General features: G+C 71.3%; 20 protein-coding genes. 11 read left to right on the top strand and 9 right to left on the bottom strand.

All coding sequences use genetic code 11. The features are described 5' to 3' along the window. The first annotated feature begins 21 nt into the window (after positions 1-21). Positions 22-672 carry an orotate phosphoribosyltransferase gene (gene pyrE, locus N787_RS07370; protein ID WP_034212183.1) on the top strand — a complete coding sequence of 217 codons (651 nt, stop codon included), beginning with the start codon at positions 22-24 and terminating at the stop codon, positions 670-672. Positions 673-685: 13 nt separating this feature from the next. Beyond that, entirely contained in the window at positions 686-1375 is a 690-nt protein-coding gene (locus tag N787_RS07365; RefSeq protein WP_034212182.1) for a DUF4124 domain-containing protein, read from the top strand. Positions 1376-1378: 3 nt separating this feature from the next. Here N787_RS07365 and N787_RS07360 read toward each other — a convergent pair whose 3' ends face one another. The 3 genes from N787_RS07360 to coaBC are packed head-to-tail and all read right to left on the bottom strand — an operon-like array spanning position 1379 to position 5406. Further along, positions 1379-3706, bottom strand: coding sequence for a phosphomannomutase/phosphoglucomutase (locus tag N787_RS07360; protein WP_052575250.1), 2328 nt, complete (start codon positions 3704-3706; stop codon positions 1379-1381). Positions 3707-3745: 39 nt separating this feature from the next. Further along, positions 3746-4204, bottom strand: coding sequence for a dUTP diphosphatase (gene dut / locus N787_RS07355; protein WP_034212180.1), 459 nt, complete (start codon positions 4202-4204; stop codon positions 3746-3748). Further along, positions 4201-5406 (bottom strand): bifunctional phosphopantothenoylcysteine decarboxylase/phosphopantothenate--cysteine ligase CoaBC, encoded by a 1206-nt coding sequence (gene coaBC / locus N787_RS07350; RefSeq protein ID WP_034212178.1) that lies wholly within the window; start codon positions 5404-5406, stop codon positions 4201-4203. The genes dut and coaBC overlap by 4 nt, the downstream gene beginning before the upstream one ends. A gap of 95 nt (positions 5407-5501) precedes the next feature. On the opposite strand from coaBC, the gene radC reads away from it, so the two are divergent. From radC to N787_RS07325, 5 genes are all read left to right on the top strand, one after another. Further along, positions 5502-6176: a RadC family protein gene (gene radC / locus N787_RS07345; RefSeq protein WP_034212219.1), complete on the top strand. Its 675-nt coding sequence runs from the start codon at positions 5502-5504 to the stop codon at positions 6174-6176. Positions 6177-6264: 88 nt separating this feature from the next. Further along, positions 6265-7299, top strand: coding sequence for a hypothetical protein (locus N787_RS07340; RefSeq protein WP_034212176.1), 1035 nt, complete (start codon positions 6265-6267; stop codon positions 7297-7299). Positions 7300-7497: 198 nt separating this feature from the next. After that, positions 7498-9261: an arginine--tRNA ligase gene (argS, locus tag N787_RS07335; RefSeq protein ID WP_034212174.1), complete on the top strand. Its 1764-nt coding sequence runs from the start codon at positions 7498-7500 to the stop codon at positions 9259-9261. Beyond that, a complete protein-coding gene (locus N787_RS07330) occupies positions 9261-9857 on the top strand; it encodes an SPOR domain-containing protein (RefSeq protein ID WP_034212173.1) in 597 nt (198 codons plus the stop codon). The genes argS and N787_RS07330 overlap by 1 nt, the downstream gene beginning before the upstream one ends. Positions 9858-9881: 24 nt before the next feature. Next, positions 9882-10265: a hypothetical protein gene (locus N787_RS07325; RefSeq protein ID WP_034212172.1), complete on the top strand. Its 384-nt coding sequence runs from the start codon at positions 9882-9884 to the stop codon at positions 10263-10265. Positions 10266-10329: 64 nt separating this feature from the next. On the opposite strand, the gene N787_RS07320 is transcribed toward N787_RS07325, so the two are convergent. After that, positions 10330-11178 (bottom strand): NAD(P)-dependent oxidoreductase, encoded by an 849-nt coding sequence (locus N787_RS07320; RefSeq protein ID WP_084590693.1) that lies wholly within the window; start codon positions 11176-11178, stop codon positions 10330-10332. Continuing rightward, on the bottom strand, positions 11175-13076 hold the full coding sequence (speA, locus tag N787_RS07315) for an arginine decarboxylase (RefSeq protein WP_034212171.1): 1902 nt from the start codon (positions 13074-13076) through the stop codon (positions 11175-11177). Before speA ends, N787_RS07320 begins: the two co-directional genes overlap by 4 nt. A gap of 155 nt (positions 13077-13231) precedes the next feature. Between speA and speE the strand changes: the two genes are divergently transcribed. Then, positions 13232-14092: a polyamine aminopropyltransferase gene (gene speE / locus N787_RS07310; protein WP_034212169.1), complete on the top strand. Its 861-nt coding sequence runs from the start codon at positions 13232-13234 to the stop codon at positions 14090-14092. A gap of 182 nt (positions 14093-14274) precedes the next feature. On the opposite strand, the gene N787_RS07305 is transcribed toward speE, so the two are convergent. Then, positions 14275-14613: a P-II family nitrogen regulator gene (locus N787_RS07305; protein ID WP_034212168.1), complete on the bottom strand. Its 339-nt coding sequence runs from the start codon at positions 14611-14613 to the stop codon at positions 14275-14277. A gap of 20 nt (positions 14614-14633) precedes the next feature. Next, positions 14634-15950, bottom strand: coding sequence for an ammonium transporter (locus tag N787_RS07300; RefSeq protein ID WP_034212167.1), 1317 nt, complete (start codon positions 15948-15950; stop codon positions 14634-14636). A gap of 229 nt (positions 15951-16179) precedes the next feature. Between N787_RS07300 and ubiK the strand changes: the two genes are divergently transcribed. Then, the gene (gene ubiK / locus N787_RS07295) at positions 16180-16446 is read left to right on the top strand and encodes a ubiquinone biosynthesis accessory factor UbiK (RefSeq protein WP_034212166.1); all 267 of its coding nucleotides are present in this window, start codon (positions 16180-16182) and stop codon (positions 16444-16446) included. A gap of 18 nt (positions 16447-16464) precedes the next feature. Continuing rightward, a complete protein-coding gene (locus tag N787_RS07290; protein ID WP_084590692.1) occupies positions 16465-18042 on the top strand; it encodes a YifB family Mg chelatase-like AAA ATPase in 1578 nt (525 codons plus the stop codon). On the opposite strand, the gene N787_RS07285 is transcribed toward N787_RS07290, so the two are convergent. Beyond that, complete coding sequence (locus tag N787_RS07285; protein WP_034212164.1) at positions 18039-19232, bottom strand: putative peptide maturation dehydrogenase; 1194 nt, start codon at positions 19230-19232, stop codon at positions 18039-18041. The two genes, N787_RS07290 and N787_RS07285, sit on opposite strands and share 4 nt — an antisense overlap. Before the next feature lie 138 nt (positions 19233-19370). Here N787_RS07285 and N787_RS15135 point away from each other — a divergent pair, with 138 nt between their 5' ends. Then, positions 19371-19643, top strand: coding sequence for an NHLP-related RiPP peptide (locus N787_RS15135; protein WP_034212162.1), 273 nt, complete (start codon positions 19371-19373; stop codon positions 19641-19643). Here the strand turns inward: N787_RS15135 and N787_RS07275 are convergent. Further along, on the bottom strand, positions 19640-22273 hold the full coding sequence (locus N787_RS07275; protein WP_034212160.1) for a putative peptide modification system cyclase: 2634 nt from the start codon (positions 22271-22273) through the stop codon (positions 19640-19642). The genes N787_RS15135 and N787_RS07275 overlap by 4 nt on opposite strands. Positions 22274-22311 lie beyond the last annotated feature (38 nt).

The raw sequence follows: 22311 nt of genomic DNA, 5'->3' as shown, positions 1-22311 counted from the left end.
TTCCCCCACGGACGACCCGGCGTGAATCCCCACCAGAGCCGCTTCCTCGACCTCGCCCTGGCGCGCAGCGTGCTGCGCTTCGGCGAGTTCAGCCTCAAGTCGGGCCGCACCAGCCCCTACTTCTTCAACGCCGGGCTGTTCGACTCCGGCGCCGCGCTGTCGGAGCTGGGCGAGTGCTACGCCGATGCGCTCGAGGCCTCCGGGCTCGACTTCGACATGTTGTTCGGCCCGGCCTACAAGGGCATCCCGCTGGCCACCACGCTGGCGGTGGCGCTGGCCCGCCGTGGCCGCGACCTGCCGGTCGCCTTCAACCGCAAGGAAGCCAAGGCCCACGGCGAGGGCGGCCGCCTGATCGGCGCCCCGGTCCGAGGGCGGGTGCTGGTGGTGGACGACGTGATCACGGCCGGCACCGCCATCCGCGAGTCGATCCAGATCATCCGCGAAGCCGGCGGCGAGCCCTGCGGCGTGCTGATCGCGCTCGACCGCCAGGAGCGCGGCCAGGCCGGGCAGCGCTCGGCGGCGCAGGAAGTGACCGCCGAGTTCGGCATCCCGGTGCACGCCATCGCCGGCCTCGACGACCTGCTGTCGCACGCCGACGAACGGCCGGAGATCGCCGAGCACAAGCCCGCGCTGGTGGCGTATCGTGCGCGCTATGGCAGCCAACCTGAATGACCGGAGATCGCCCATGATCCGCGCCCTGCTCAGCCTCGCCGTGGCGTCCAGCCTGCTCGCGTCGGGCCTTGCCGATGCCCAGCAGCCCCCGGCCCAGAAGAAGCTCTACCGTTGGGTGGACAAGGACGGCAAGGTGCAGTTCTCCGACGCGCTGCCGCCCGAGGCCGTGGACCAGGCCCGCACCGAGTTCAACGCGGCCAGCGGTTCCACCACCGCCCAGGTCGAGCGCGCCCTCACCGAAGAGGAGCGCGCGGCCAAGGCCGAGGCCGACCGGCTGCAGGCCATCGCCGAAAAGGAAGCCGAGCAGGCGCGCAAGACCGAGGCGGCGATGATCGCCTCGTTCCAGACCGAAGACGAACTCAAGCGCTCGTTCAACAACCGCATCGACCTGGTGAAGCAGACGCTGGAGGCCATCGAGGCCGGCGTCGCCAGCCAGCGCGCCAGCCTGGCCAGCCTGCTGGCCGAGGCCGCGGAGGCCGAGCTCGCCGGCCGCGCCGTGGCTCCCAAGCAGGCCACCGACATCCGCAGCCTGCACGACGACATGGTGCGCCAGCAGCAGATGCTGGTGCTCAAGCAGGGCGAGCTGGTGGAGCTGGACGACGAGCTGGTGCGCCTGGTCGAGCGCTTCCGCGAGCTCAAGGGCGCCGCGGACGCCCCGGCGCCCGCCGACGACGCCGCCGAAGCGGCGACGCCGGCCGGCTGAACCTCAGAACGGCAGGTCCAGCCCCGGCTGCACCGCGAGCAGCTGCTCGCGGAAGACGCGCTTGATGCGCTCGAGCGATTCGGTGTCCTTGGCGTCGAAGCGCAGCACCAGCACCGGCGTCGTGTTCGACGCCCGCACCAGGCCCCAGCCATCGGGCCAGTCGGCGCGCACGCCGTCAATGGTGGCGATGCGTGCGCCCTCGAACTTCGCCGCAGCCACGAACTTCTCGATGAAGACGTACTGCTCGCCTTCCTCGACGTGGATCTTGAGCTCCGGCGTCGATACGCCCTTGGGCAGGGTGTCGAACACTTCCTGCGGCGTCTCGCCCCGGGTGGAGAGGATCTCGAGCAAGCGCGCGGCCGCGTACAGGCCGTCGTCGAAGCCGTACCAGCGCTCGCGGAAGAAGAAGTGGCCGCTCATCTCGCCGGCCAGCTCGGCCTCGGTCTCGCGCATCTTGGCCTTGATCAGCGAATGCCCGGTCTTCCACATCAGCGGGCTGCCGCCGTGGCGCAGGATGTGCATCGGCAGGTGGCCGGTGCACTTGACGTCGTAGATGATGCAGGCGCCCGGGTTGCGCTCGAGCACGTCCGCGGCGAACAGCATCAGCAGGCGGTCCGGGTAGATCATCTCGCCGGAGCGGGTGACCACGCCCAGGCGGTCGCCGTCGCCGTCGAAGGCCAGGCCGAGGTCGGCGCCCACGCGCTGCACGACGCGCACCAGGTCCTGCAGGTTGGCCGGATCGCTGGGGTCGGGGTGGTGGTGCGGGAAGGTGCCGTCCACCTCGCAGTACAGCGGTTCGACGTCCGCGCCGATCGCCTCGAGCAGGCGCGGCGCCACCAGGCCGGCGATGCCGCTGCCGCAGTCGACCACCACCCGCAGCTTGCGCTCGATCTGGATGTCGCCGGCGATGCGGTCGATGTAGTCCTGGGTGATGTCGCGCCGGCTGACCAGGCCCTGGCTGTCGGCCACGTGCAGGTTGTTCTCGGCGATGCGCTCGTAGAGCTTCTGGATAGCGTCGCCCGCGAGCGTCTCGCCGTCGATGACGATCTTGAAGCCGTTGTAGTCGGGCGGGTTGTGGCTGCCGGTGACCGACACGCAGGAACCCGCGCGCAGGTGGTAGGCGCCGAAGTAAACCAGCGGCGTCGGCGCGTCGCCGATGTCGATGACCTCGCGGCCCGCCAGGCGCAGGCCGTCGATCAGGGCATTGGCCATTTCCGGCGAGGACAGGCGGCCATCGCGGCCAACGACCACGGTGCGTGCGTCCTGGCGATGCATCTCGGTGCCGATCGCCTGGCCGATCAGGCGCGCGGTCTCGGCATCGAGGGTCTTGCCGACCACGCCGCGGATGTCATACGCGCGGAAGATGCTGCGGTCGAGCGCGGCGCGCGGCGCGGGCGGCGGCGGCGGCTTGGCGACCTGGGGGGATTTCGCGGCGGCGGCGCGGGCGGCTTCGGCCTCCGCGTCCAGCTGGCCGCTCTGCTGCAGCTCGGCCAGGGTCGGCGTGCCGGTGCCGGCCGCCGCGCCCTCGGGCTTGCGCTCGAGGCGCAGGCCCTTGAGGCGCGGCATCAGCAGCAGCGCGACGGCCACCAGCGCCGACAGCAGCGCCAGCAGGTAGTAGGCGAACGCGCCGAGGCCCAGCTCGACCACGGGCGCAGCCGCCACCACGCGCAGCGCGGTGCCTTCGATGCGGATGGCGCCCACTTCGGCCGCACCGGCCAGCGCGACATCGCCGGTCTCGAACACGGTGTGGCGACCCTGGCGGATGGCCAGGTAGCCGCCGTCGACGCCAGCCGCGGACAGCGGCGCGGTGACGACGTCGAGCGGCAGGCGGACGTAGGCCAGGGTCAGCACCCGGCCCTCGTCGAGCACCGGCGCCGCCAGCGCCAGGCGCGGACCGCCGGCGTCCTTGATGATCGCGGCGCGCGCCGCGTTGTCCTGCAGCGCCTCCTCGAGCACGCCCAGCTTGCCGAAGCCGAAGGCCTTGGGGTCGGCGTACGCGGCATCGAGGCCGGGGGCGTGCCACTCCAGCGCCTCGACGCCGCTCCAGCCATCGAGGATGACGTCGCGCGCGGCCTGGTCTTCATTTCGCTTGAGCGCCGTGACGAGCGCGATCCGCGACCGGCTGCCCTCGAGCCGCTCCAGCGCGGCGGCGATGGCGCCGCGGACCTGGGTCGCGCTGGTGGCGCGGACCTGGTCCATCTCCAGCGTCTTGGACTCGGCCGACGACGCCTGCCAGCCCTGCCAGCCGAACCAGCCGGCGACCAGCAGCAGGCCCGCGGCCAGCGGCAGGGCGCCGGCCTTCGGGAGCGATTTCAGATCAGGCAATTTCATGCTTCCCCCTGGTGACGGGACCGGCGTTGGCCGGCCCGTTCAACGCACGCCGGTGTGGCCGAAGCCACCTTCCCCGCGTTCGCTGCGTTCGAATTGATCCACTTGCCGGAAGACCGCCCGGGCGACGGGCAGGAAAACCAGCTGCGCCACGCGATCCCCCGGCGTGATGGTGATGGGAAACCGCCCGCGATTCCAGAGGCTCACCATCAGCGGGCCCTGGTAGTCGGCGTCGATCAGGCCCACCAGGTTGCCCATCACCAGCCCCTGCTTGTGCCCCAGGCCCGAGCGCGGAAGGATCACGGCGCACAGGCCGGGATCGCCGATGTGGATGGCCAGGCCGGTCGGCACCAGCTGGGCCTCGCCCGGCGCCAGCTCGATGGCCTGGTCGATCATCGCGCGCAGGTCCATGCCGGCCGACAGCGCGGTGGCGTAGGCCGGCAGCGGGAATTCCGCGCCCAGGCGCGGGTCGAGCCGGATGAATTCGATCTCGGCGCTCATGCCTTGGCCTCCAGGTGGTCGGCCACGAGGGCCAGCAGGTCGCGCGCCACCCGCGGCTTGGGGCCGTGGGCGATGTCGTGGCGGCCGTCGCGCCAGAACACGCTGAGCGCGTTGTCGTCGGATTCGAAACCCTGGCCGGCGCGGGCGACGTCGTTGGCGGCGATCAGGTCCAGGCCCTTGCGCAGCAGCTTGTCGCGCGCGTAGCCCTCCATGTCCTGGGTTTCGGCGGCGAAGCCGACCACCAGCCGCGGCCGCTTCGGGTGGGCCGCCACCTCGGCCAGGATGTCGGCGGTGCGTACCAGGTCGATGCGCAGGGTTTCGCCGGATTTCTTGATCTTTTGCGGCAGCGTTTCCGCCGGCGCGTAGTCGGCGACCGCGGCGGCGCCGAGGTAGACGTCGTGGCCGGGCAGTTCGGACAGGATGGCGTCGCGCATCTGCGCGGCGCGGCGCACGTCGATGCGGCGCACGCCCGCCGGGGTGGGCAGCGTGACGGGACCGGCGACCAGGGTGACCTCCGCGCCCATCGCGCGGGCGGCGACGGCGACCGCGAAGCCCATCTTCCCGGAGCTGCGGTTGCCGATGAAGCGCACCGGGTCGATGTCCTCGAAGGTGGGCCCGGCGCTGACCAGCACGCGGCGGCCGGCGAGGCGCGGCGGGACGCAGGCGGCCCGCACGGCCTCCACGATCTGGTGGGGTTCGAGCAGGCGGCCGGCGCCGGTTTCGCCGCAGGCCTGGTCGCCTTCGCCGGGGCCGATGAATTCGACGCCGCGCGCCTGCAGGGTGGCGACGTTGGCGCGGGTGGCCGGGTGGGCCCACATCACGCGGTTCATGGCAGGGGCCAGCATCACGGGTGCCTCCGACGCCAGGCACAGGGTGCTCAGCAGATCGTTGGCGCGGCCCTGCGCGAGCTTCGCGACCACGTTCGCCGTGGCCGGGGCAACCAGGATGCGGGTGGCCCAGCGGGCGAGTTCGATGTGGCTCATCGCGGCCTCGGCGGCCTCGTCCCACAGCGAGCTGCGGACCGGGAAACGCGACAGGGCCTGAAAGGTGGTGGCGCCGACGAAGTGCAGGGCGGAGGCCGTCATCACCACGCGCACCTCGGCGCCCGCGTCCTGCAGGCGGCGCAGCAGCTCGGCCGACTTGTAGGCGGCGATGCCGCCGCTGACGCCCAGCAGGATGCGTTGCCCGTCGAGTCCGGCCACCTTGGATTTCCCTACCCGTGTGATCGCCCCTAGCTTACCCGATGGGCCCGCGTCGCCTGATGTCAGCCGGCATCGGGCCGGGCGAGGCTGGCGCCATGCACATCCACGACTGGCCCGAAGGTGAACGTCCCCGCGAGAAGCTGCTCGCGCTCGGCGCGGCGCGGCTCTCGGACGCCGAACTGCTGGCGGTGTTCCTCGGATCGGGCCTGCGCGGGCAAAGCGCCGTGGCCCTCGGCCGTCGCCTGCTGGCCGACGCCGGCAACCTGCGCGCCCTGCTCGATTTGCCCCCGCCGGCGCTGGCGCGGCTGCCGGGCCTGGGGCCGGCCCGCGCCAGCGCATTGGCGGGGGCCCTGGAACTGGCCGCCCGGCACCTGGCCCAGGGCCTGGCCCGCGGCGAGGCGCTGACCGAGCCCGGGCGGGCGGGCGAATACCTGGCCCGGCGCCTGCGGGCCCTGCCCTACGAGGTCTTCGCCTGCCTGTTCCTGGACACCCGGCACCGCGTGATCGCCTTCGAGGAACTGTTCCGCGGCACCCTCGACGGCGCCGAGGTGCACCCGCGCGAAGTGGTGCAGCGCTGCCTGGCGCACCACGCCGCGGCGGTGATCCTGGGCCACAACCACCCCAGCGGCAGCCCCGAGCCCAGCGCCGCCGACCGCGCCGTCACCGCCCGGCTGAAGCAGGCGCTGGCGCTGGTGGAGGTGCGGGTGCTCGACCACTTCATCATCGGCGACGGCGCGCCCTGTTCGATGGCCCGGCTCGGTGCACTCTGAGGCCGTCACGCGGCCTTGGCTGGTCGCGGCCCGCCGCTGCGTATACTCGGCTGAGCGGCAGCCGCCGCGCACCGGAGCCGTTGCCGGCGTGATCCTGGGCTACTCCAATCTCTACGGCCCCGATGCGATCGAGCAGGCGCTGCCCGATGCCGAGGCCGCGCGCCGCCTCGTGGACCGGCACCGCCCCGACATCGTGCCGCGGCTGGAAGCGATGGTGGCGCGCATCACGTCCGGTGCCGGCGACCGTCGCCACTTCGAGGCCGCGCTGCTGGGCCTGGCGCGCCTGGGCCTGCGCCACGGCGCCTTCGGCGACGACCCGCACGATTACCACAACGAAGACCACGTCATGGAGCTGGCCGAACGCCGGCTCGGCCGCGTGCTCGACACGCTCGGCGAGGAAGGCGTGCCGCGCGAAGATGCGCTGGCGCTGCTGGTGTTCGCGGCCTGCCACGACCTGCGCCAGCGCGAACCCTTCGATGCCCCCGGGCCGATCGGCGGCAACGAGGCGTCCAGCATCGCCGAGACCTTCCGCATCCTCGACCGCTGCGGCTTCGACCCGGTGGCCGACCGCGCCCAGTACCTGGCGCTGGAGCTGATGATCGCGGGCAGCACCTTCGACCCGCGGCCCCTGCCCCACCCCGATGGCGAGGAGCTGGCCACCGCGGCCGGCGGCTCGCTGGCCCGCAGCCTGGCCATCTGGCTGGACGGCGACCGCCCCGAGTGGAGCGCCGAACCGGCCGCCCGCCGCGGCGAACGCCTGGCGCGCCTCGCTGCCGACCTCGATACCGCCAACGTCGGCGAGGACTTCCACCACCTGGCCGACAGCGCCCTGCGCCTGTGCCGCGAGCGCGAGCGCCGGGCCGGGCGCGCCCTCGGCCGCGCCGCCAGCGGCGCCACCTGCCTGGGCTTCCTGAGCCGGGGCCAGACCCACTATTTCTTCGAGCTGCACCGCTTCTGTTCGCGTGAAGGCGAGCGGGTGTTCGGGGCCAGGAAAACGGCCAACGGCCCGGGCGTCCGCCGGGTCACCGAGCGCCTGCTAGCGCGGTTCGAGGACGTGCCGCCGGCCAATGGCCAGGCCGTGCTCGATGCATTCGCGGCGCTCTGCGCCGACGAAGCCCCCTGATGCCGGGCAAAAAAAAGGCCGGCCAGGGGCCGGCCCTTGCCCCGGACCCCGATGCACGCACCGGGCCGAATAAACGAAGGGATCACGTTGGAGAGCCGTGACGTGGGCGATTTTCCACGGCCCGGGTGACGACGGCATGACAGCGCAAGGCCCTGTCCGGGCTAGAATAGGTAGTTCCCCCAAGCGGAATTCCAGCCGGTGAAAGACCATATTCGCGAACTGGTGGCGCAGTCCCTCCTGGACCTGCGGCGTCATGGCCGCCTGTCCCCGGACCTGGCGACCCCCGACTTCGTGATCGAGCGGACCAAGTCGCGCGAGCACGGCGACTACGCCAGCAACATCGCCCTGCTGCTGGCCAAGCCGGCCGGCATGAAGCCGCGCGAGCTGGCCGAGCTGCTGGTCAACACCCTGCCCAGCTCGCAGCACGTCGAGAAGGTCAGCATCGCCGGCCCGGGCTTCATCAACTTCACGCTGGCCCGTGGATGCCGGCTGGGCACCATCCGCCGCGTGTTCGAGCTGGGCAAGGACTACGGTCGCCAGCCGGCCGGGAGCCGTGAGTCGGTGACGGTCGAGTTCGTCTCGGCCAACCCCAACGGCCCGCTGCACGTCGGCCACGGCCGCGGCGCGGCCTACGGCGCCTCGGTGGCGGCCCTGCTCGACGCGGTCGGCCACAAGGTCCAGCGCGAGTACTACGTCAACGACGCCGGCCGCCAGATGGACATCCTCGCGGTGTCGGTGTGGCTGCGCTACCACGAGCTGGGCGGCATCAACGTCCGCTTCCCGGACAACGGCTACAAGGGCGAGTACGTCGTCGACATCGCCCGCGGCCTGCGCGCCAAGGCGGGCGACGCCCTGCGCCGCAGCGCCATCGAGATCACCGACGGCCTGCCGGCCGACGAGGGCCAGGGCGGCGACAAGGAAACCCACGTCGATGCCCTGATCGCCCGCGCCAAGCAGCTGCTCGGCGACGCCGGCTACCGCAGCGTGTTCGAGGCCGGCCTGAACTGGTGCCTCGGCGACATCCGCGACGACCTCGCCGGCTTCGGCGTGCTGCACGACAACTTCTTCTCGGAGCGCTCGCTGGCCACCGACGGCTACGTGAAGCGCGCCATCGACACCCTGCGCGCGAACGGCCATCTGTTCGAGGACCAAGGCGCCACCTGGTTCCGCGCCACCGCCTTCGGCGACGACAAGGACCGCGTGGTCGTGCGCGAGAACGGCGTCACCACCTACTTCGCCTCGGACCTCGGCTACCTGCTGAGCAAGTTCGAGCGCGGCTTCGAGCGCTCGCTGTACATCTTCGGCGCCGACCACCACGGCTACATCGCGCGCCTGAAGGCCGCGGCGCAGGGCCTGGGCCTGGACCCGAAGCGGATCGAGATCCAGCTGGTGCAGTTCGCCATCCTCTTCCGCGGCGGCGAGCGCGTGCAGATGTCCACCCGCGCCGGCAGCTTCGTCACCCTGCGCGAACTGCGCGAGGAAGTGGGCACCGACGCGGCGCGCTTCTTCTACGTGATGCGCGGCAATGACCAGCACCTGGACTTCGACCTCGACCTGGCCAAGAGCCGCTCGAACGAGAACCCGGTCTATTACATCCAGTACGCGCACGCCCGCGTCGCCAGCGTGTTCCGCCAGCTGGCCGAGAAGGGCATGGGCTACAACCGCAGCGCCGCCGAGGCCGCCCGCCAGCGCCTGCTGCAGCCGCAGGAAGACGAGCTGCTCGACGAGCTGATGCGCTACCCGGAAGTGCTGGAAACGGCCGCCGAGAACCGCGCGCCGCAGGTGCTCGCCAACTACCTGCGCGAGCTGGCCGCCGCCTTCCACGGCTTCTACAACGCGCAGCCGATCCTGGTGCCCGATGAAGAGCTGCGCAATGCGCGCCTGGGCCTGTGCAAGGCCACCCAGCAGGTGCTGGCCAACGGCCTGGCGCTGCTGGGCGTGTCCGCGCCGGAGAGCATGTGATGGCGCGACGCGCACCCAAGAAGCAGGCGCGCCGCAACGGCGGCGGCGGCATCCCGGGCTGGATCTGGCTGCTGATCGGCCTGCTGGTCGGCGCGCTGGTGGTGGCGGTGATGTTCCTGCGCGGCCAGTGGGACCTGCCCGACGGCACCCTGCCCACGCCGAACCCGGAGGCCCGCGCCCCGGCCGCCACCGAAGAGGAGCCGGTGGCGCAGAAGCCGGCGGCCGAGCCGCGCAAGCCCAAGTACGAGTTCTTTGACGTGCTGCGCGACAAGGAATTCGTCATCCCAGACGCCGAGCTCAACGCCCAGGCCCAGGCCGAGGCCAACCGCCCGGCGGACGCCGCGGTGCCGGCGAATGCCGACGCCGTGCGCTACCTGATCCAGGCCGGCGCCTTCCGCTCGTCCGCCGACGCCGAGGCGCTCAAGGCCCGCATCGCGCTGACCGGTGAAGTGGCGCGGGTGGAGTCGGCGGAGATCGCCGGCGGCACCATCTACCGCGTGCGCCTGGGGCCCTACCCGAACGCCGGCAGCCTGGCCCAGGCCAAGCAGGCGCTCGGCAGCCACGGCATCGACGCCGTCGCGATCCGCGCCCAGTAAGCATCCCGGGTCGGACGCCACGCCATGCACTGGACCGTCGACTACCTGGCGAACGAGCACCTGGTGCGGGTCATCTCCGACGGCAACGGTCCGGCCGACCGCGACCAGCTGCGCCGGCTCACCCGCGAGGCGATGCAGGCTGGCCATGCCCACGCCTGCCCGCGCTTCCTGATCGACCACCGGCTGACCCGCCTGCAGCTGGGCGCGGCGGAAATCTTCGACATGCCGCGCCGCGGCGAGGACGGCGGCTTCGGCCACGCCCTGCGCATCGCCATCCTGATCACGCCCGACTCCCCCAGCCGCGCCGACTTCGAGTTCTACGCCATCCAGTGCGGCAACCTGGGCATCCACGGCCTGCGCCTCTTCTACGACGAAGCCGCCGCCCTCGACTGGCTCACCACGCCCTGAAAAAAAAGGGGTCAGAGTAATTATCCGTTTGAAACGGATAATTACTCTGACCCCTTTTTCTTGATCAGCGTTTCAGGAGGATCAGGGCGGAGGTGTCGGCGTCGGCTTCGCCGCGCTGCACGAGCTCGGCGTAGTCGGCCAGCGCGAGGTCGATCACGGACGCGCGGATGCCGGCGTCGCGGGCCATGCCCTGCACGATGCGCAGGTCCTTGAGCAGGTGGCCGCACTTGAAGCCGGGCGTGAACTGGCCCGCCAGCATGGTCGCGCCGCGCTTCTCAAGGAACCAGTTGCCCGCGGCGCCCGCCATCAGCGTCGGCAGCAGCTTCTCCGGATCCAGGCCCAGCTTTTCACCGAGCGCGAGGCCTTCGCATACGGCTTCGTTGATGCCCGCCACCAGCACCTGGTTCACGGCCTTGGTGGCCTGGCCGGCGCCGGTGCCGCCCATGTGGGTGATGCGCGCGGCGTAGGCCTCCAGCGCCGGCCGCGCGATCTCGAGGTCGGCCGCGTTGCCGCCTGCCATCACCGAGAGCTTGCCGTTGCGCGCGCCCTCGACGCCGCCGGACACCGGCGCGTCCACGAAGCCGATGCCGCGTGCTGCCAACAAGGCCTGCGCGCGCTTCGCGGTATCCACCGACACCGTCGAATGATCCACCACCACCGCGCCCGGCTTGAGCACGGCGGCCAGCGCTTCGACCTGCTGCAACACGTCGGCGTCCATGGACACGCACAGCGCAACCACGTTGCAGCCGGCGAAATCCGCGTGCGACGCCGCAGCGCGCACGCCCAGCTGCGCCGCCAGCGCCTCGGCCTTGCTGCGCGTGCGGTTGTCGACCACGCCCAGCAAGCCGCGCGCGGCGAGGTGGCCCGCCATCGGCGCGCCCATCGCGCCGAGGCCGATGAAGCCGGCGATCACGCCGTGCCCCCGGCGTTTTCCTCGTGCAGGTAGGTGTAGCCGGTGAGGCCGGTCTCGAGGTCCACCAGCAGCTTCGCGGCCTCGGCCGGCGGCAGGCCGGCGGCATCCACCTTCTGCTTGTAGGTGGCGCGCAGCTCGGCCAGGTCGTAGCCCACGTAGTCGAGCATCACGTCGGTGGTGTCGCCCTTGCGCTGGCGGGTGACGGTGTAGCCACCGTCGGCGCCCAGCACCACGTTGGCCGTGTCGGTGTCGCCGAACAGGTTGTGGATGTCGCCCAGCGTCTCCTGGTAGGCGCCCACCATGAAGATGCCGAGGCGATAGCTTTCACCCGCGCGCGGCGAGTGCAGCGGCAGCGAGGAGTCGAGCGCCTCGGACTCGACGTAGGTGTCGATGCGGCCGTCGGAGTCGCAGGTGAGGTCGGCGATCACGCCGCGGCGGTCGGGCGCCTCGTCGAGGCGCGCGATCGGCACGATCGGGAACACCTGGTCGATCGCCCACACGTCCGGGATCGATTCGAACACCGAGAAATTGACGAAGTACTTGTCCACCAGGCGCGTGTTGAGCTCGTCGAGCGTGTCGCGGTGGCTGCGCTCCTCGGCGGTCAGGCGCGAACGCACCGCGTGGGCGATGGCGTAGAAGAGGTCGTCGAGCATGGCGCGCTGCTCCAGCGTGAGCTGGCCCAGCGAATACAGCGCCTGGCCTTCGGCGAGGTGGTGCTGGGCCTCGTGGTAGAGCTCGAGCGCCGGGCGCTGGTCGAGCGCCGCGTGCGTTTCGCGCAGGTGGCGCACCACCGCGGGCTCGTTCGCGCCCTCGGCCGGCACGGCGCCCTCGGGCGCCTGCTCCACTTCGGACACGTTGACCACCATCACCGCGTGGTGCGCGGTCATGGCGCGGCCGGCCTCGGTCACCATCATCGGCGGCGCCAGGCCGTGCTCCTCGCAGGCTTCGGCCAGCGGCTGCAGCAGGGTGTGCGCGTACTGGTCGAGGCCGTAGTTCATCGAGCAGAAGCCGCGCGAGCGCGTGCCTTCGTAATCCACGCCCAGGCCGCCGCCGGAATCCATGTAGCGGATGCCCAGGCCCATCTTGGTCAGCTCGACGAAGTAGCGCACCGCCTCGCGCATGCCGTTGGCGATGTCGCGCACGTTCGAGATCTGCGAGCCCATGTGGAAGTGCAGCAGCTGCAGCGCATCGAGCATGTCGGCCGCCTTCAGGCGCTCGACGAGATCCAGCACCTGGCGCGGCGAGAGGCCGAACTTGGCCTTGTCGCCGCCGCTGTTCTGCCACTTGCCGGCGCCCAGCGAGGCCAGGCGCATGCGCACGCCCAGGCCCGGCTTCACGCCCAGCGCCTTGGCTTCCTCGATCACCATCGCCAGCTCGGACGGCTTCTCGATGACGATGAAGGTCTCCAGGCCCAGCTTGCGGCCGATCAGCGCCAGGCGGATGAACTCGCGGTCCTTGTAGCCGTTGCAGATCACCAGGCTGCCGGGCTTGGCCAGGCCGAGCACGGCCATGAGCTCCGGCTTGGAGCCGGCCTCGAGGCCGAAGCCGTCGCCGCCGACGGCCGCCAGCTCGCCGGCGACGCCGCGGTGCTGGTTCACCTTGATCGGGTAGACGGCGGTGTAGCCGCCCTTGTAGTCGAGCTCCTGCATCGCGCGGCCGAAGGCGGCCTGCAGCTTGCCCAGGCGGTTGCCGAGGATGTCGGAGAAGCGCAGCAGCAGCGGCAGCTTCAGGCCGGCCGCGGTGGCCTGGTCGACGATGCCGGGCAGGTCGAGGCTGGGGCCGCCGGTGCCGCGCGGCAGCACGCGCATGCGGCCGCCGGCGTCCACGTCGAAATAGCCCTCGCTCCAGTAGGGAATGGAGTAGGTGTGGCGGGCGCGGTCGAGGGACCAGGCGGGCATGGGCGGCGTTCCGGAAGCGGGGTGGGCGCGCATTGTACCCCCCGGGGGTGATGGGTTCATGTGCGGCGGGCGGCAGGCCCGGCGAGGGCCGAAACCAGCGTGAAAAGCGCCATCCGGTACAATGCCGCCTCGTCTACGAACCTACTGGAAAAACGATGGCTTCCTCCTCCCCGACCTGGCTGCACGAGAACTTCGACCACACCGGCTCGGCGTTTGGCCTCCGCATGGTGCGCAAGCTCGACGAGGTGCAGTCGCCGTTCCAGAAGATCGAGATGTACGAGAGCACCGACTGGGGCAACGTCATGCTCATCGACGGCGCCATGATGGTGACCACGCGCGACAATTTCTTCTACCACGAGATGATGGCGCACGCGCCGCTGTACACCCATGCCGATCCGAAGGACGTGGTGATCATCGGCGGCGGCGACTGCGGCACCCTGCGCGAGGTGCTCAAGCACCCGGGCGTGCGCACCGCGGTGCAGTGCGACATCGACGAGCAGGTGACGCGCATGGCCGAGAAGTACTTCCCGGAGCTTTGCGAGTCCAACAACGACCCGCGCGCCACGGTGATGTTCGACGACGGCATCGCCTACATGAAGAACGCCGCGCCGGAATCGATCGACGTGATCATCGTGGATTCGACCGACCCGGTCGGCCCGGCCGAGGGCCTGTTCAACCAGGCCTTCTACGAAACCTGCCTGCGCGCCCTGCGCCCGGGCGGCCTGCTGGTGCAGCAGAGCGAATCGCCGCTGGCGCTGATGCAGCTGATCCTGGACATGCGCGGCGCGATGACCGACGCCGGCTTCGTCGATTTCCGCACCCTGCCCTTCCCGCAGCCCTGCTACCCCACGGGCTACTGGAGCTGCACCATCGCCTCGAAGGAAAAGCGCGACCTCACCCAGTTCCGCAAGGCCGACGCGGCGGCGAAGCCCTTCGACACCCAGTACTACACCGCCGACATCCACCAGTCCGCCCTGGTCCTCCCGCCGTTCGTCGCCCGCGCGCTGAAGGACTGACGGTACGTGTCCGAACGCGGATCAAAGCGGAAAGATCGGATAAGAGCGGATTCTTTTCGGTTTTCTTGATCGCTTGAACGAAATGGGCCCGCGAATCCTGGAATTCGCGGGCCCAATTATTTTTATAATTCGCTTTTATCCGCCGTTTCCGCTTTGATCCGCGATAGACACGCCAACCCCCATCAAAGCGCGTCGCCGTCGAGTTCGCCGGTGCGGATGCGCATGACGCGCTCGAGGGCGTAGACGAAGATCTTGCCGTCGCCGATCTTGCCGGTGTTGGCCGCCGACTGGATCGCCTCGACCACGCGCTCGACCTGGTCGTCGGTGACCGCGACCTCGAGCTTGATCTTGGGCAGGAAGTCGACCACGTACTCGGCGCCGCGGTAGAGCTCGGTGTGGCCCTTCTGCCGGCCGAAGCCCTTGACCTCGGTGACGGTGACGCCGGTGACGCCGACCTCGCTGAGCGACTCGCGGACGTCGTCGAGCTTGAAGGGCTTGATGATGGCCATGACCATTTTCATTTCGGTGCGCTCCGGGGTTCTCAAAGGTTGTAGCCGCGTTCGTTGTGCAGGGCGAGGTCCAGGCCCTCGGCTTCGGCCTCTTCGCCGACCCGCAGGCCCATGGCCCAGTCGATGGCCTTGAGTATGACAAGCGTCGCGACCGCGGTGTAGACGACGGTGAAGCCCACGCCCTTGGCCTGGATCCAGACCTGGGCGCCGATGTCGGTGACCGTGCCGAAACCGCCCAGCGCCGGCGCCGCGAACACGCCGGTGAGCAGCGCGCCGACGATGCCGCCGACCGCGTGCACGCCGAACACGTCCAGCGAATCGTCGTAACCCAGCCAGCGCTTGAGGCTGGTGGCGGTGAAGAAGCAGCACAGGCCCGCCGCCGCGCCGATCGCCAGCGCGCCCATCGGGCCCGCCGTGCCGCTGGCCGGCGTGATCGCCACCAGGCCCGAGACCGCGCCCGAGACGATGCCAAGCACGCTGGCCTTGCGGTGGACCAGCCATTCCACCGCCATCCACGACAGCGCGGCCGCCGCCGTGGCCACCTGCGTCACCAGCATCGCCATGCCCGCGGTGCCGTTGGCCGCCACCGCCGAGCCGGCGTTGAAGCCGAACCAGCCCACCCACAGCAGGCTGGCGCCGATCACGGTGTAGCCGAGGTTGTGCGGCGCCATCGGCACCGTCGGGTAGCCGCGGCGCTTGCCCAGCACCAGCGCGGCCACCAGGCCGGCGATGCCGGCATTGATGTGCACCACCGTGCCGCCGGCGAAGTCGAGCACGCCCCAGTCCCACATCAGGCCGCCGTTGCCGCCCCAGACCATGTGCGCGATCGGCGCGTACACCAGGGTGAACCAGGCCGCCATGAACACCAGCATCGGCCCGAAGCGCATGCGTTCGGCGAAGGCACCGACGATCAGCGCCGGCGTGATCACCGCGAAGGTCATCTGGAAGGTGATGAACACGCTTTCCGGCACCGTCATCACCAGGCTGTCCACGGCCAGCCCGGCCAGGAAGGCCCGCTCGAAGCCGCCGACGAAGGAATGGACGTTCACGACGCCGGCCTCCATGCCGGTGGTGTCGAACACCAGGCTGTAGCCGTAGGCCACCCACAGCACGCTGACCAGCGCCGTGATCGCGAAGCACTGCATCAGCACCGACAGCACGTTCTTGGCTCGCACCATGCCGGCGTAGAACAGGGCCAGGCCCGGCAGGGTCATCAGCAAGACCAGCAAAGTGGCCACGATCATCCAGGCGGTGTCGCCCGGATTGGCCGTGGCCGGGGCGGCCAGGGCCGGCAAGGGAAGCACGAGCATGGATGCGCCCAGCCGGCGCAGGAACTTCTTGGAAACCATACGGGATTGCCTCCGGACGCTGAGGGAAGGGGAAAGGGGGGAGCGCCTGAACCATCACCCGCGCCGCACGGATTGATTGCTCGCCGCCACCCGTGGTCTAGTGATCGGCCCCGGGCAGCGAAATGCCGCCCCCGCCGCGCGGCGTTGGCTGACCCCCGCCCCGGCCCTTCCCCGATGCCCCCGGCGCCGCGCGTGGCGCAAGGTGGAGGCATCCCACGGAGCCCCGACCATGATCGACCTCAAGAACCTCGACGACCTCGCCCGCAAGCTCAGCGACCTGGTGCCGCCCGGCCTGAAGGACGCGCGCGCCGACCTCGAGCAGAACTTCAAGTCCACCCTGCAGGCCGGCCTCGGCAAGCTCGACCTCGTCACCCGCGAGGAGTTCGAGGTGCAGCGCGCGGTGCTGCTGCGGACGCGCGAGAAGCTCGACGCGATGGAGCGCGCGCTCACGGTGCTCGAGGCGAAGCTCGCCGAGCCCGGCGCCAGCAAGAACTGACGCCCCACCCGTTTCGCCATGAACCTGGCGCTGGCGCACAGCCGCGCCCGGGTCGGCGTGCACGCGCCCGCCGTTCGGGTGGAAGTGCACCTCGGCGGCGGGCTGCCCCACTTCAGCCTGGTGGGCCTGCCGGCGGCGGCGGTGCGCGAGAGCCGCGAGCGCGTGCGCGCCGCCATCGTCAACTCGCAGCTGGAATTCCCGCAGCGACGCATCACCGTGAACCTCGCGCCCGCCGACCTTCCGAAGGAAGGCGGCCGCTACGACCTCGCCATCGCGCTGGCCATCCTCGCGGCCAGCGGGCAGCTGCCGGTGCAGGCGCTGTCGGACTGCGAGCTGCTGGGGGAGCTGGCGCTCACCGGCGAACTCAAAGCCGTGGATGGCGTGCTGCCGGCGGCGCTCGCGGCCGGCGCCCTCGGACGGCCGCTGATCGTGCCCGCGGCGAATGGCCCCGAAGCGGCGCTGGCCTCAGGCTGCCGCGCGCGCACCGCCCGCACGCTGCTCGAGGCGCTGGCCTTCCTGCGCGGCGAGGGCGCGCTGCCGGATGCCGAGCGCAGCGTGCCGGCCGGCGCCGCGCCCGCGTATCCCGACCTTGCCGATGTGCGCGGCCAGGCCAGCGGCCGGCGCGCGCTCGAGATTGCTGCGGCCGGTGCGCACCACCTGCTGCTCGTCGGCCCGCCGGGCTGCGGCAAGACCCTGCTGGCCTCGCGCCTGCCGGGCCTGCTGCCCGAGGCCAGCGAAGCCGAAGCGCTGGAAACCGCCGCGGTGCATTCGGTCAGCGGCCGCGGCGTGGATCTCGCGCACTGGCGGCGGCGCCCCTTCCGCGCACCGCATCACCTCGCCAGCGCGGTAGCCATCGCCGGCGGCGGCGGCAACCCGCGGCCCGGCGAGATCTCGCTGGCGCATAACGGCGTGCTGTTCCTGGATGAATTGGAGTGGAGCCGCTACACGCTCGAGGTGCTGCGCCAGCCGCTCGAATCCGGCGTGATCACGGTGTCGCGCGCCGCGCGGCAGTCCGATTTTCCCGCGCGCTTCCAGCTGGTCGCCGCGATGAATCCCTGCCCCTGCGGCTGGGCCGGCGACCCCTCGGGCCGCTGCACCTGCGCGGCGGAAGCGGTGCAGCGCTATCGCGCCAAGCTCTCCGGCCCGCTGCTCGACCGCATCGACCTGCAGCTGGCCGTGCCGCGGGTGCCACCCGAAGCGCTGCGCCCCGACGCCCCGCGCGGCGAATCCAGCGCCGTCGTGCGCGAACGCGTGCTGGCCGCGCGCGCGATCCAGCTCGGCCGCAGCGGCGTCACCAACGCCGCGCTGTCGCAGGCCGACACCGAAATCCACTGTCGGCTCGAGCCGCGCGAACAGCAGCTGCTCGAGCACGCCATGGCCCGACTGCAGCTCTCGGCTCGCGCCATGCACCGCATCCTGCGCCTGGCCCGCACCATCGCCGACCTCGACGCCCAGCCCGACATCGGCCACGCCCACCTCGCCGAAGCGCTGGGCTACCGCCTGCTGGATCGCCAGCCGCAGGCCCCGGCTTTCGAAGGTACGAAGGCGCCGCGGCGGCCCCTCGCGGGAGCCCGCAGGACGCGCCGGGGCGCCTAGTCCCTGGCCTCGGCGGCCCGCCGGGCCGCTTCGGTCGGCACGAGCTCATCCAGTTCGCCGTTGACCTTCGACGCCGCCCGGGGGCCGAACCCCACCACCGCCAGCGCCGCCTCGCGAAGGGGCGGAAGCTCAAGTGCCCGTTCGATGTCGGCGTCGTTGATGGCGGCCGTGACGAATGCCCCGAGGCCCAGGTCCGCGGCCGACAGGTACATGGTCTGGGAAAGGTGCCCGGTGTCCAGGTGGGCCACCCGCCAGGCCTTGGCGTGGCGGCGGTACTTCCAGAACAAGCGGTCGAAACGCGCCGTCATGACGGCGAGCACCGGCGCGTCGCGGAACCAGTGCTGGCCACCGACGAAGGCCTGGGCCATCGCGGCGGCGGCGGCGGCCGACAGCCGCGTCATCGGCTCGAGCGCGTGTTCGGTCGCCAGGTAGTGGTAAAGCCCGGGCGCCAGCCCTTCGGCTCGCTGCACCAGCACGTAGCACTCGACCACGTGCAGCCCACCCCCCGCCGGCGAACTCTTGCGCAGCGCCACGGCCCCGGGCGCCAGCTCGCGCGTCCCGGTCGCGCCCCATACGCGGTGCAGCATCGCGGACAGGGCCGCCGCCGGGAGCGTCGCGGCGGGATCGAAGTTTCGACAGGTGCGTCGCTCGGCCAACAGCGCATCGAAGGCCGTTTGCCGCGGCGGACACAGGGGCGTGGCCGCCGCCTGCGGGCGACGCCGGAACACGTGCGCGGGCGCCGGGCCGTGCTCCTCCACCAGCCGCGCACTGGTGGGCATGTCGCCCGCCGCATGGTGTGCATCGATGTCGACGCCGTCCCAGGCCCCGGCGGTCTGCGCCAGCAGGGCGGGGGCCCACCAGGCCAGGTCGGCGGCCGCGGCGTCGCGGGCGCGCGGGCCTGGCGCCGTGTGCTCGCCCAGCAACAGGCCGGCGTCCAGCAGCTCGCCGACGGCTTCTTCGCCGTGCCGGGCCGAGATCGCATCGCGATCCTCACCCGGCGCCAGCGGCAGCTCGGCCAGGACCGCCGCCGCCGCCAATGACACCGGCACCGGGCCAGGCAGATGCGGCGCATGCGCCAGCCAACGCGGCGAAGCGTCCATGCCATCGCCACCGGCCAGCAAGCGGTTGATGTCGAACCTTGGTTCGCGGTCCAGCTGCAGGAACAGCTGGGCGCAACGATGCAATCGCATGGGACACCCTCGTGGCGGCAGGCCCCGACTCTGGCAGGCGCGGCTCGGTTCCTTCAAGTCCGCGCCAGGACTGACGATCACGGCGGCGCCGCGCTAGACTCCAGCCGCACCGCCTGGTGCCAACAACAGGGGAATTCCGTGGCCAACAACCTTTCCGAAAAGACCGTCGACGCCCTTCTCGACAAGCTCTCGAGCGATGACGATTTCCGCGCCCGTTTCCAGCAGAACCCGCGCGAAGCCACGCGCTCGCTGGGGACCGGGGATCCCGCGGTCGACAGCCTGCCGGAAACCCCGATGCCCGCGCTGGCCGACAAGAAGGCGCTGGCGGGCTCGCGCGCCAAGGTGAAGGACGCGCTGGTCACGTCCGCCTACCCGTTCCAGCCCATCCACCTGGATATGCCCGAACGCTAATCCAGGGAGTCGAGGCGACGCTGGACGGCGGGCAAGGACCCGCCGGCCGGCCACGCCGCGTCGAACCGCGCACGCTCCGACTTCGCCTCGTCGCTCCGCCCCAGCGCCTCCGCATAGACCGAAGCCGACAGCGTCGCCAGGTTGCTCTCGGCGACATTGGCCAGCTGCCAGCTGAACTCGCTGTTGGGCTCGGCGAAGGCACGGCCGCGATGGCTCGCCAGCCACTTGGCCTGGGCCAGGGCCGCGGCGGTGTCGCCGGAGGCCTGGTGCGCGCGCATCAGCACGGCGTGCAGGAAGTAAAGCTCGTTGCCCGCCGTCGACCGCGGCAGCAGCTGTTCGACCGCCCGTGCAGGACGCCCCTCGGCCAGGTCGATTTCGGCGCGCACCAGCAGGGCCATGTCGGCGACGTAGGGAAAGCCCCCCGCCTCCGCCGACTCGCCGACCAGGTCCAGGGCGCGTCGTGCCGAGGCCAGGTCACCGGCATGCGCCGCCAGCCAGCCGCCGGCCAGCAGCTGGAATTCGATGCGCGGACGGCTGAGCGCATGCGATTCGGCCAACAGGCGGGACTGGTCGTCGAGGAAGGCCCGGACTTGCGCCGGGTGGCCCTCGTCCGGGGCGTAGCTCGCCAGCGAAAGCTGCATCAGCCGCCGGGACTGGCGGACCAATTCGGGGGCCTGCTTCAGCGGCCCGTCCAAGGCCTCCAGCGTCGCGGCGGCGGCGTCCCAGCGGCCGCGGTCCAGCGCGTGGCTGACCTCGCCGAGCCGCTCGTTCAGCACCGCACCCGGCAGGCCGGACGGCTGCTGGGTCGCGAGCACGCGCTGGGCCTGCGCATAGTCGCGGCGCACCGCGTAGGCGTGGGCGTGGTCGCGGCGGTAGCCGCCGTCGTTCAGGGCTTCGCTGCGCTTGAACGCGACCAGCGCCTCGTCGATGCGATCGTCGGCGAGCAGGCTGGCGCCCTTGAGGTAGTAGGCGTCGGCACGCGACTGGTTGTTGGCCACCAGGGCGGGTTCGATGAACCGGGCCGCCTCACCGTATTGCAGCGTCGCGAAGTGGGAGAAGTAGCTGTAGTTGTAATAGGCGCGGTACTCGTCCGGGTACATCGCCGCCAGCAGCTTCCACTTCTGGAGCATTCGCTCCGGCCGGTCGAACAGGCCGAGGCTGGCGTCCATCAGCAGCGCTTCGCGGTCGGACAGCCGGTCCCGGTGCGACGCGGCGATGTCGAAGTATTGCTTCGACCGGTTCAGGTCGCTGCCGAGCTGGATGGTCGCCATGCGCAGCCACGCCATCGCGAAGCCCGGGTCCCGCCTGACCGCTTCCTCGAACAGGGCGAAGGCATCCGCGCTGCGCCCCTGGGTACGCGCGCGCATGCCCATGGAAAAGGCGCGCAGCGCCTCGATGTCGCCCGTGGTGACCTTCTCCAGCGGACGGCTGCCTTCGGTGATGCCCTTCATGCCCTCGCCCAGCTCGGTGCGGACGCCGGCGATGGCCTGGTCCAGGGCATCGAGCACGCCGGAAAGATCGCGGCTGTCGGCGTTCTCGCTGTGCACGGTGACGCCGGACGCGGGGTCGATCAGCTCCAGGCTGACCCGCACCACGCCGCCGACTTCGGCGACGGTCGGCAGGATGACGGCCTTGGCGCCCTCGCGCAGCGCGAGTTCGGCGCCGAGCTGGCGGTCGATCGGCTGCCCCTGGCGCTGCATGCGTTCGAGCGCACGCTCGATCTGCAGCTCCGAGATCAGGTTGACGTGCCGGGATTGCTCGAGGCCTACCCGCAGCGCCGAGTCCAGTGAGTCATCGAACAGGGTTTCGCTGGTGCGGTTCTGGAGCTCGGCCACCACCACCCAGTCGCGCTCGGCGAAGGCGATCGCGGGCGGGCTGCGCACCGTGGACCAGAACAGGGCGACGCCCAGCACGCCCACCAGCAGGATCTCCAGCGCCAGCACCGGCGGCCGCCGCCACAGCGGCAGTTCGCGCCAGGCCTTGGCGCCGGACTCGGGCGCGCGCAGCGGCGACAGGCCCGGCTCGCCGACCTCGTGCACCAGCATCGGCGCGGGCACGCCCTTGAAGCTGTAGCGGCCGTGCATCAGCCAGCGCAGGTTGGCGCCGGCTTCGCCGAGCTCGCCCACGGCGCGCTGGCACAGGTTCTGGGCCATGCCCGACATCAGGATCTGGCCCGGGCGGGCCAGGCTCATCAGGCGCGCGGCGACCGGCTTGGCCAGGCCTTCGACCTCGATGGCCTTGGCGCCGGCCATGACGTCCTTGGGCTCGTTGGCCCAGGTCATGACGTCGCCGACGTGGATGCCGATGCGGGCCTTGAGGTCCACGCCCTCGGTGGCGCCGACCTCGCGCAGGCCGCGCTGGTAGCGCAGGGCGAAGTCCAGCGCCTGGATCGGGCGCTCGAACAGGGCCAGCACGCCGTCGGCCTTGTCGATCAGCTGGCCGTGACACAGCGCCAGGTTCTGGCGCATCAGCTGGTCGTGGCGCTGCAGCAGGGCCACGGCGCGCACGTCGCCCAGCCGCTCGATCAGGGCGGTGGAGTCGACGATGTCGCACAGCAGGACGGTGCGCAGCATCGGGGTCACCGAAGGCGCATATCCGTTGCTGGCCACGTGGGTCTGGGGAACGCTCATGGGTTCTGGACCGGGTCTCTTGCTGGGCTTAACGCAGC

It is taken from the genome of Arenimonas metalli CF5-1 (genome assembly GCF_000747155.1).
Lineage (GTDB): Bacteria > Pseudomonadota > Gammaproteobacteria > Xanthomonadales > Xanthomonadaceae > Arenimonas > Arenimonas metalli.
This window is presented reverse-complemented; position numbering and strand designations above follow the sequence as displayed.

Coding starts and splice junctions, on each gene's coding strand:
- N787_RS07365 (WP_034212182.1), top strand. CDS start 686: ATGATCCGCGCCCTGCTCAGCCTCGCCGTGGCGTCCAGCCTGCTCGCG.
- N787_RS07360 (WP_052575250.1), bottom strand. CDS start 3,706: ATGAAATTGCCTGATCTGAAATCGCTCCCGAAGGCCGGCGCCCTGCCG.
- dut (WP_034212180.1), bottom strand. CDS start 4,204: ATGAGCGCCGAGATCGAATTCATCCGGCTCGACCCGCGCCTGGGCGCG.
- radC (WP_034212219.1), top strand. CDS start 5,502: ATGCACATCCACGACTGGCCCGAAGGTGAACGTCCCCGCGAGAAGCTG.
- N787_RS07330 (WP_034212173.1), top strand. CDS start 9,261: ATGGCGCGACGCGCACCCAAGAAGCAGGCGCGCCGCAACGGCGGCGGC.
- N787_RS07325 (WP_034212172.1), top strand. CDS start 9,882: ATGCACTGGACCGTCGACTACCTGGCGAACGAGCACCTGGTGCGGGTC.
- speA (WP_034212171.1), bottom strand. CDS start 13,076: ATGCCCGCCTGGTCCCTCGACCGCGCCCGCCACACCTACTCCATTCCC.
- speE (WP_034212169.1), top strand. CDS start 13,232: ATGGCTTCCTCCTCCCCGACCTGGCTGCACGAGAACTTCGACCACACC.
- N787_RS07305 (WP_034212168.1), bottom strand. CDS start 14,613: ATGAAAATGGTCATGGCCATCATCAAGCCCTTCAAGCTCGACGACGTC.
- N787_RS07300 (WP_034212167.1), bottom strand. CDS start 15,950: ATGGTTTCCAAGAAGTTCCTGCGCCGGCTGGGCGCATCCATGCTCGTG.
- ubiK (WP_034212166.1), top strand. CDS start 16,180: ATGATCGACCTCAAGAACCTCGACGACCTCGCCCGCAAGCTCAGCGAC.
- N787_RS07290 (WP_084590692.1), top strand. CDS start 16,465: ATGAACCTGGCGCTGGCGCACAGCCGCGCCCGGGTCGGCGTGCACGCG.
- N787_RS07285 (WP_034212164.1), bottom strand. CDS start 19,232: ATGCGATTGCATCGTTGCGCCCAGCTGTTCCTGCAGCTGGACCGCGAA.
- N787_RS07275 (WP_034212160.1), bottom strand. CDS start 22,273: ATGAGCGTTCCCCAGACCCACGTGGCCAGCAACGGATATGCGCCTTCG.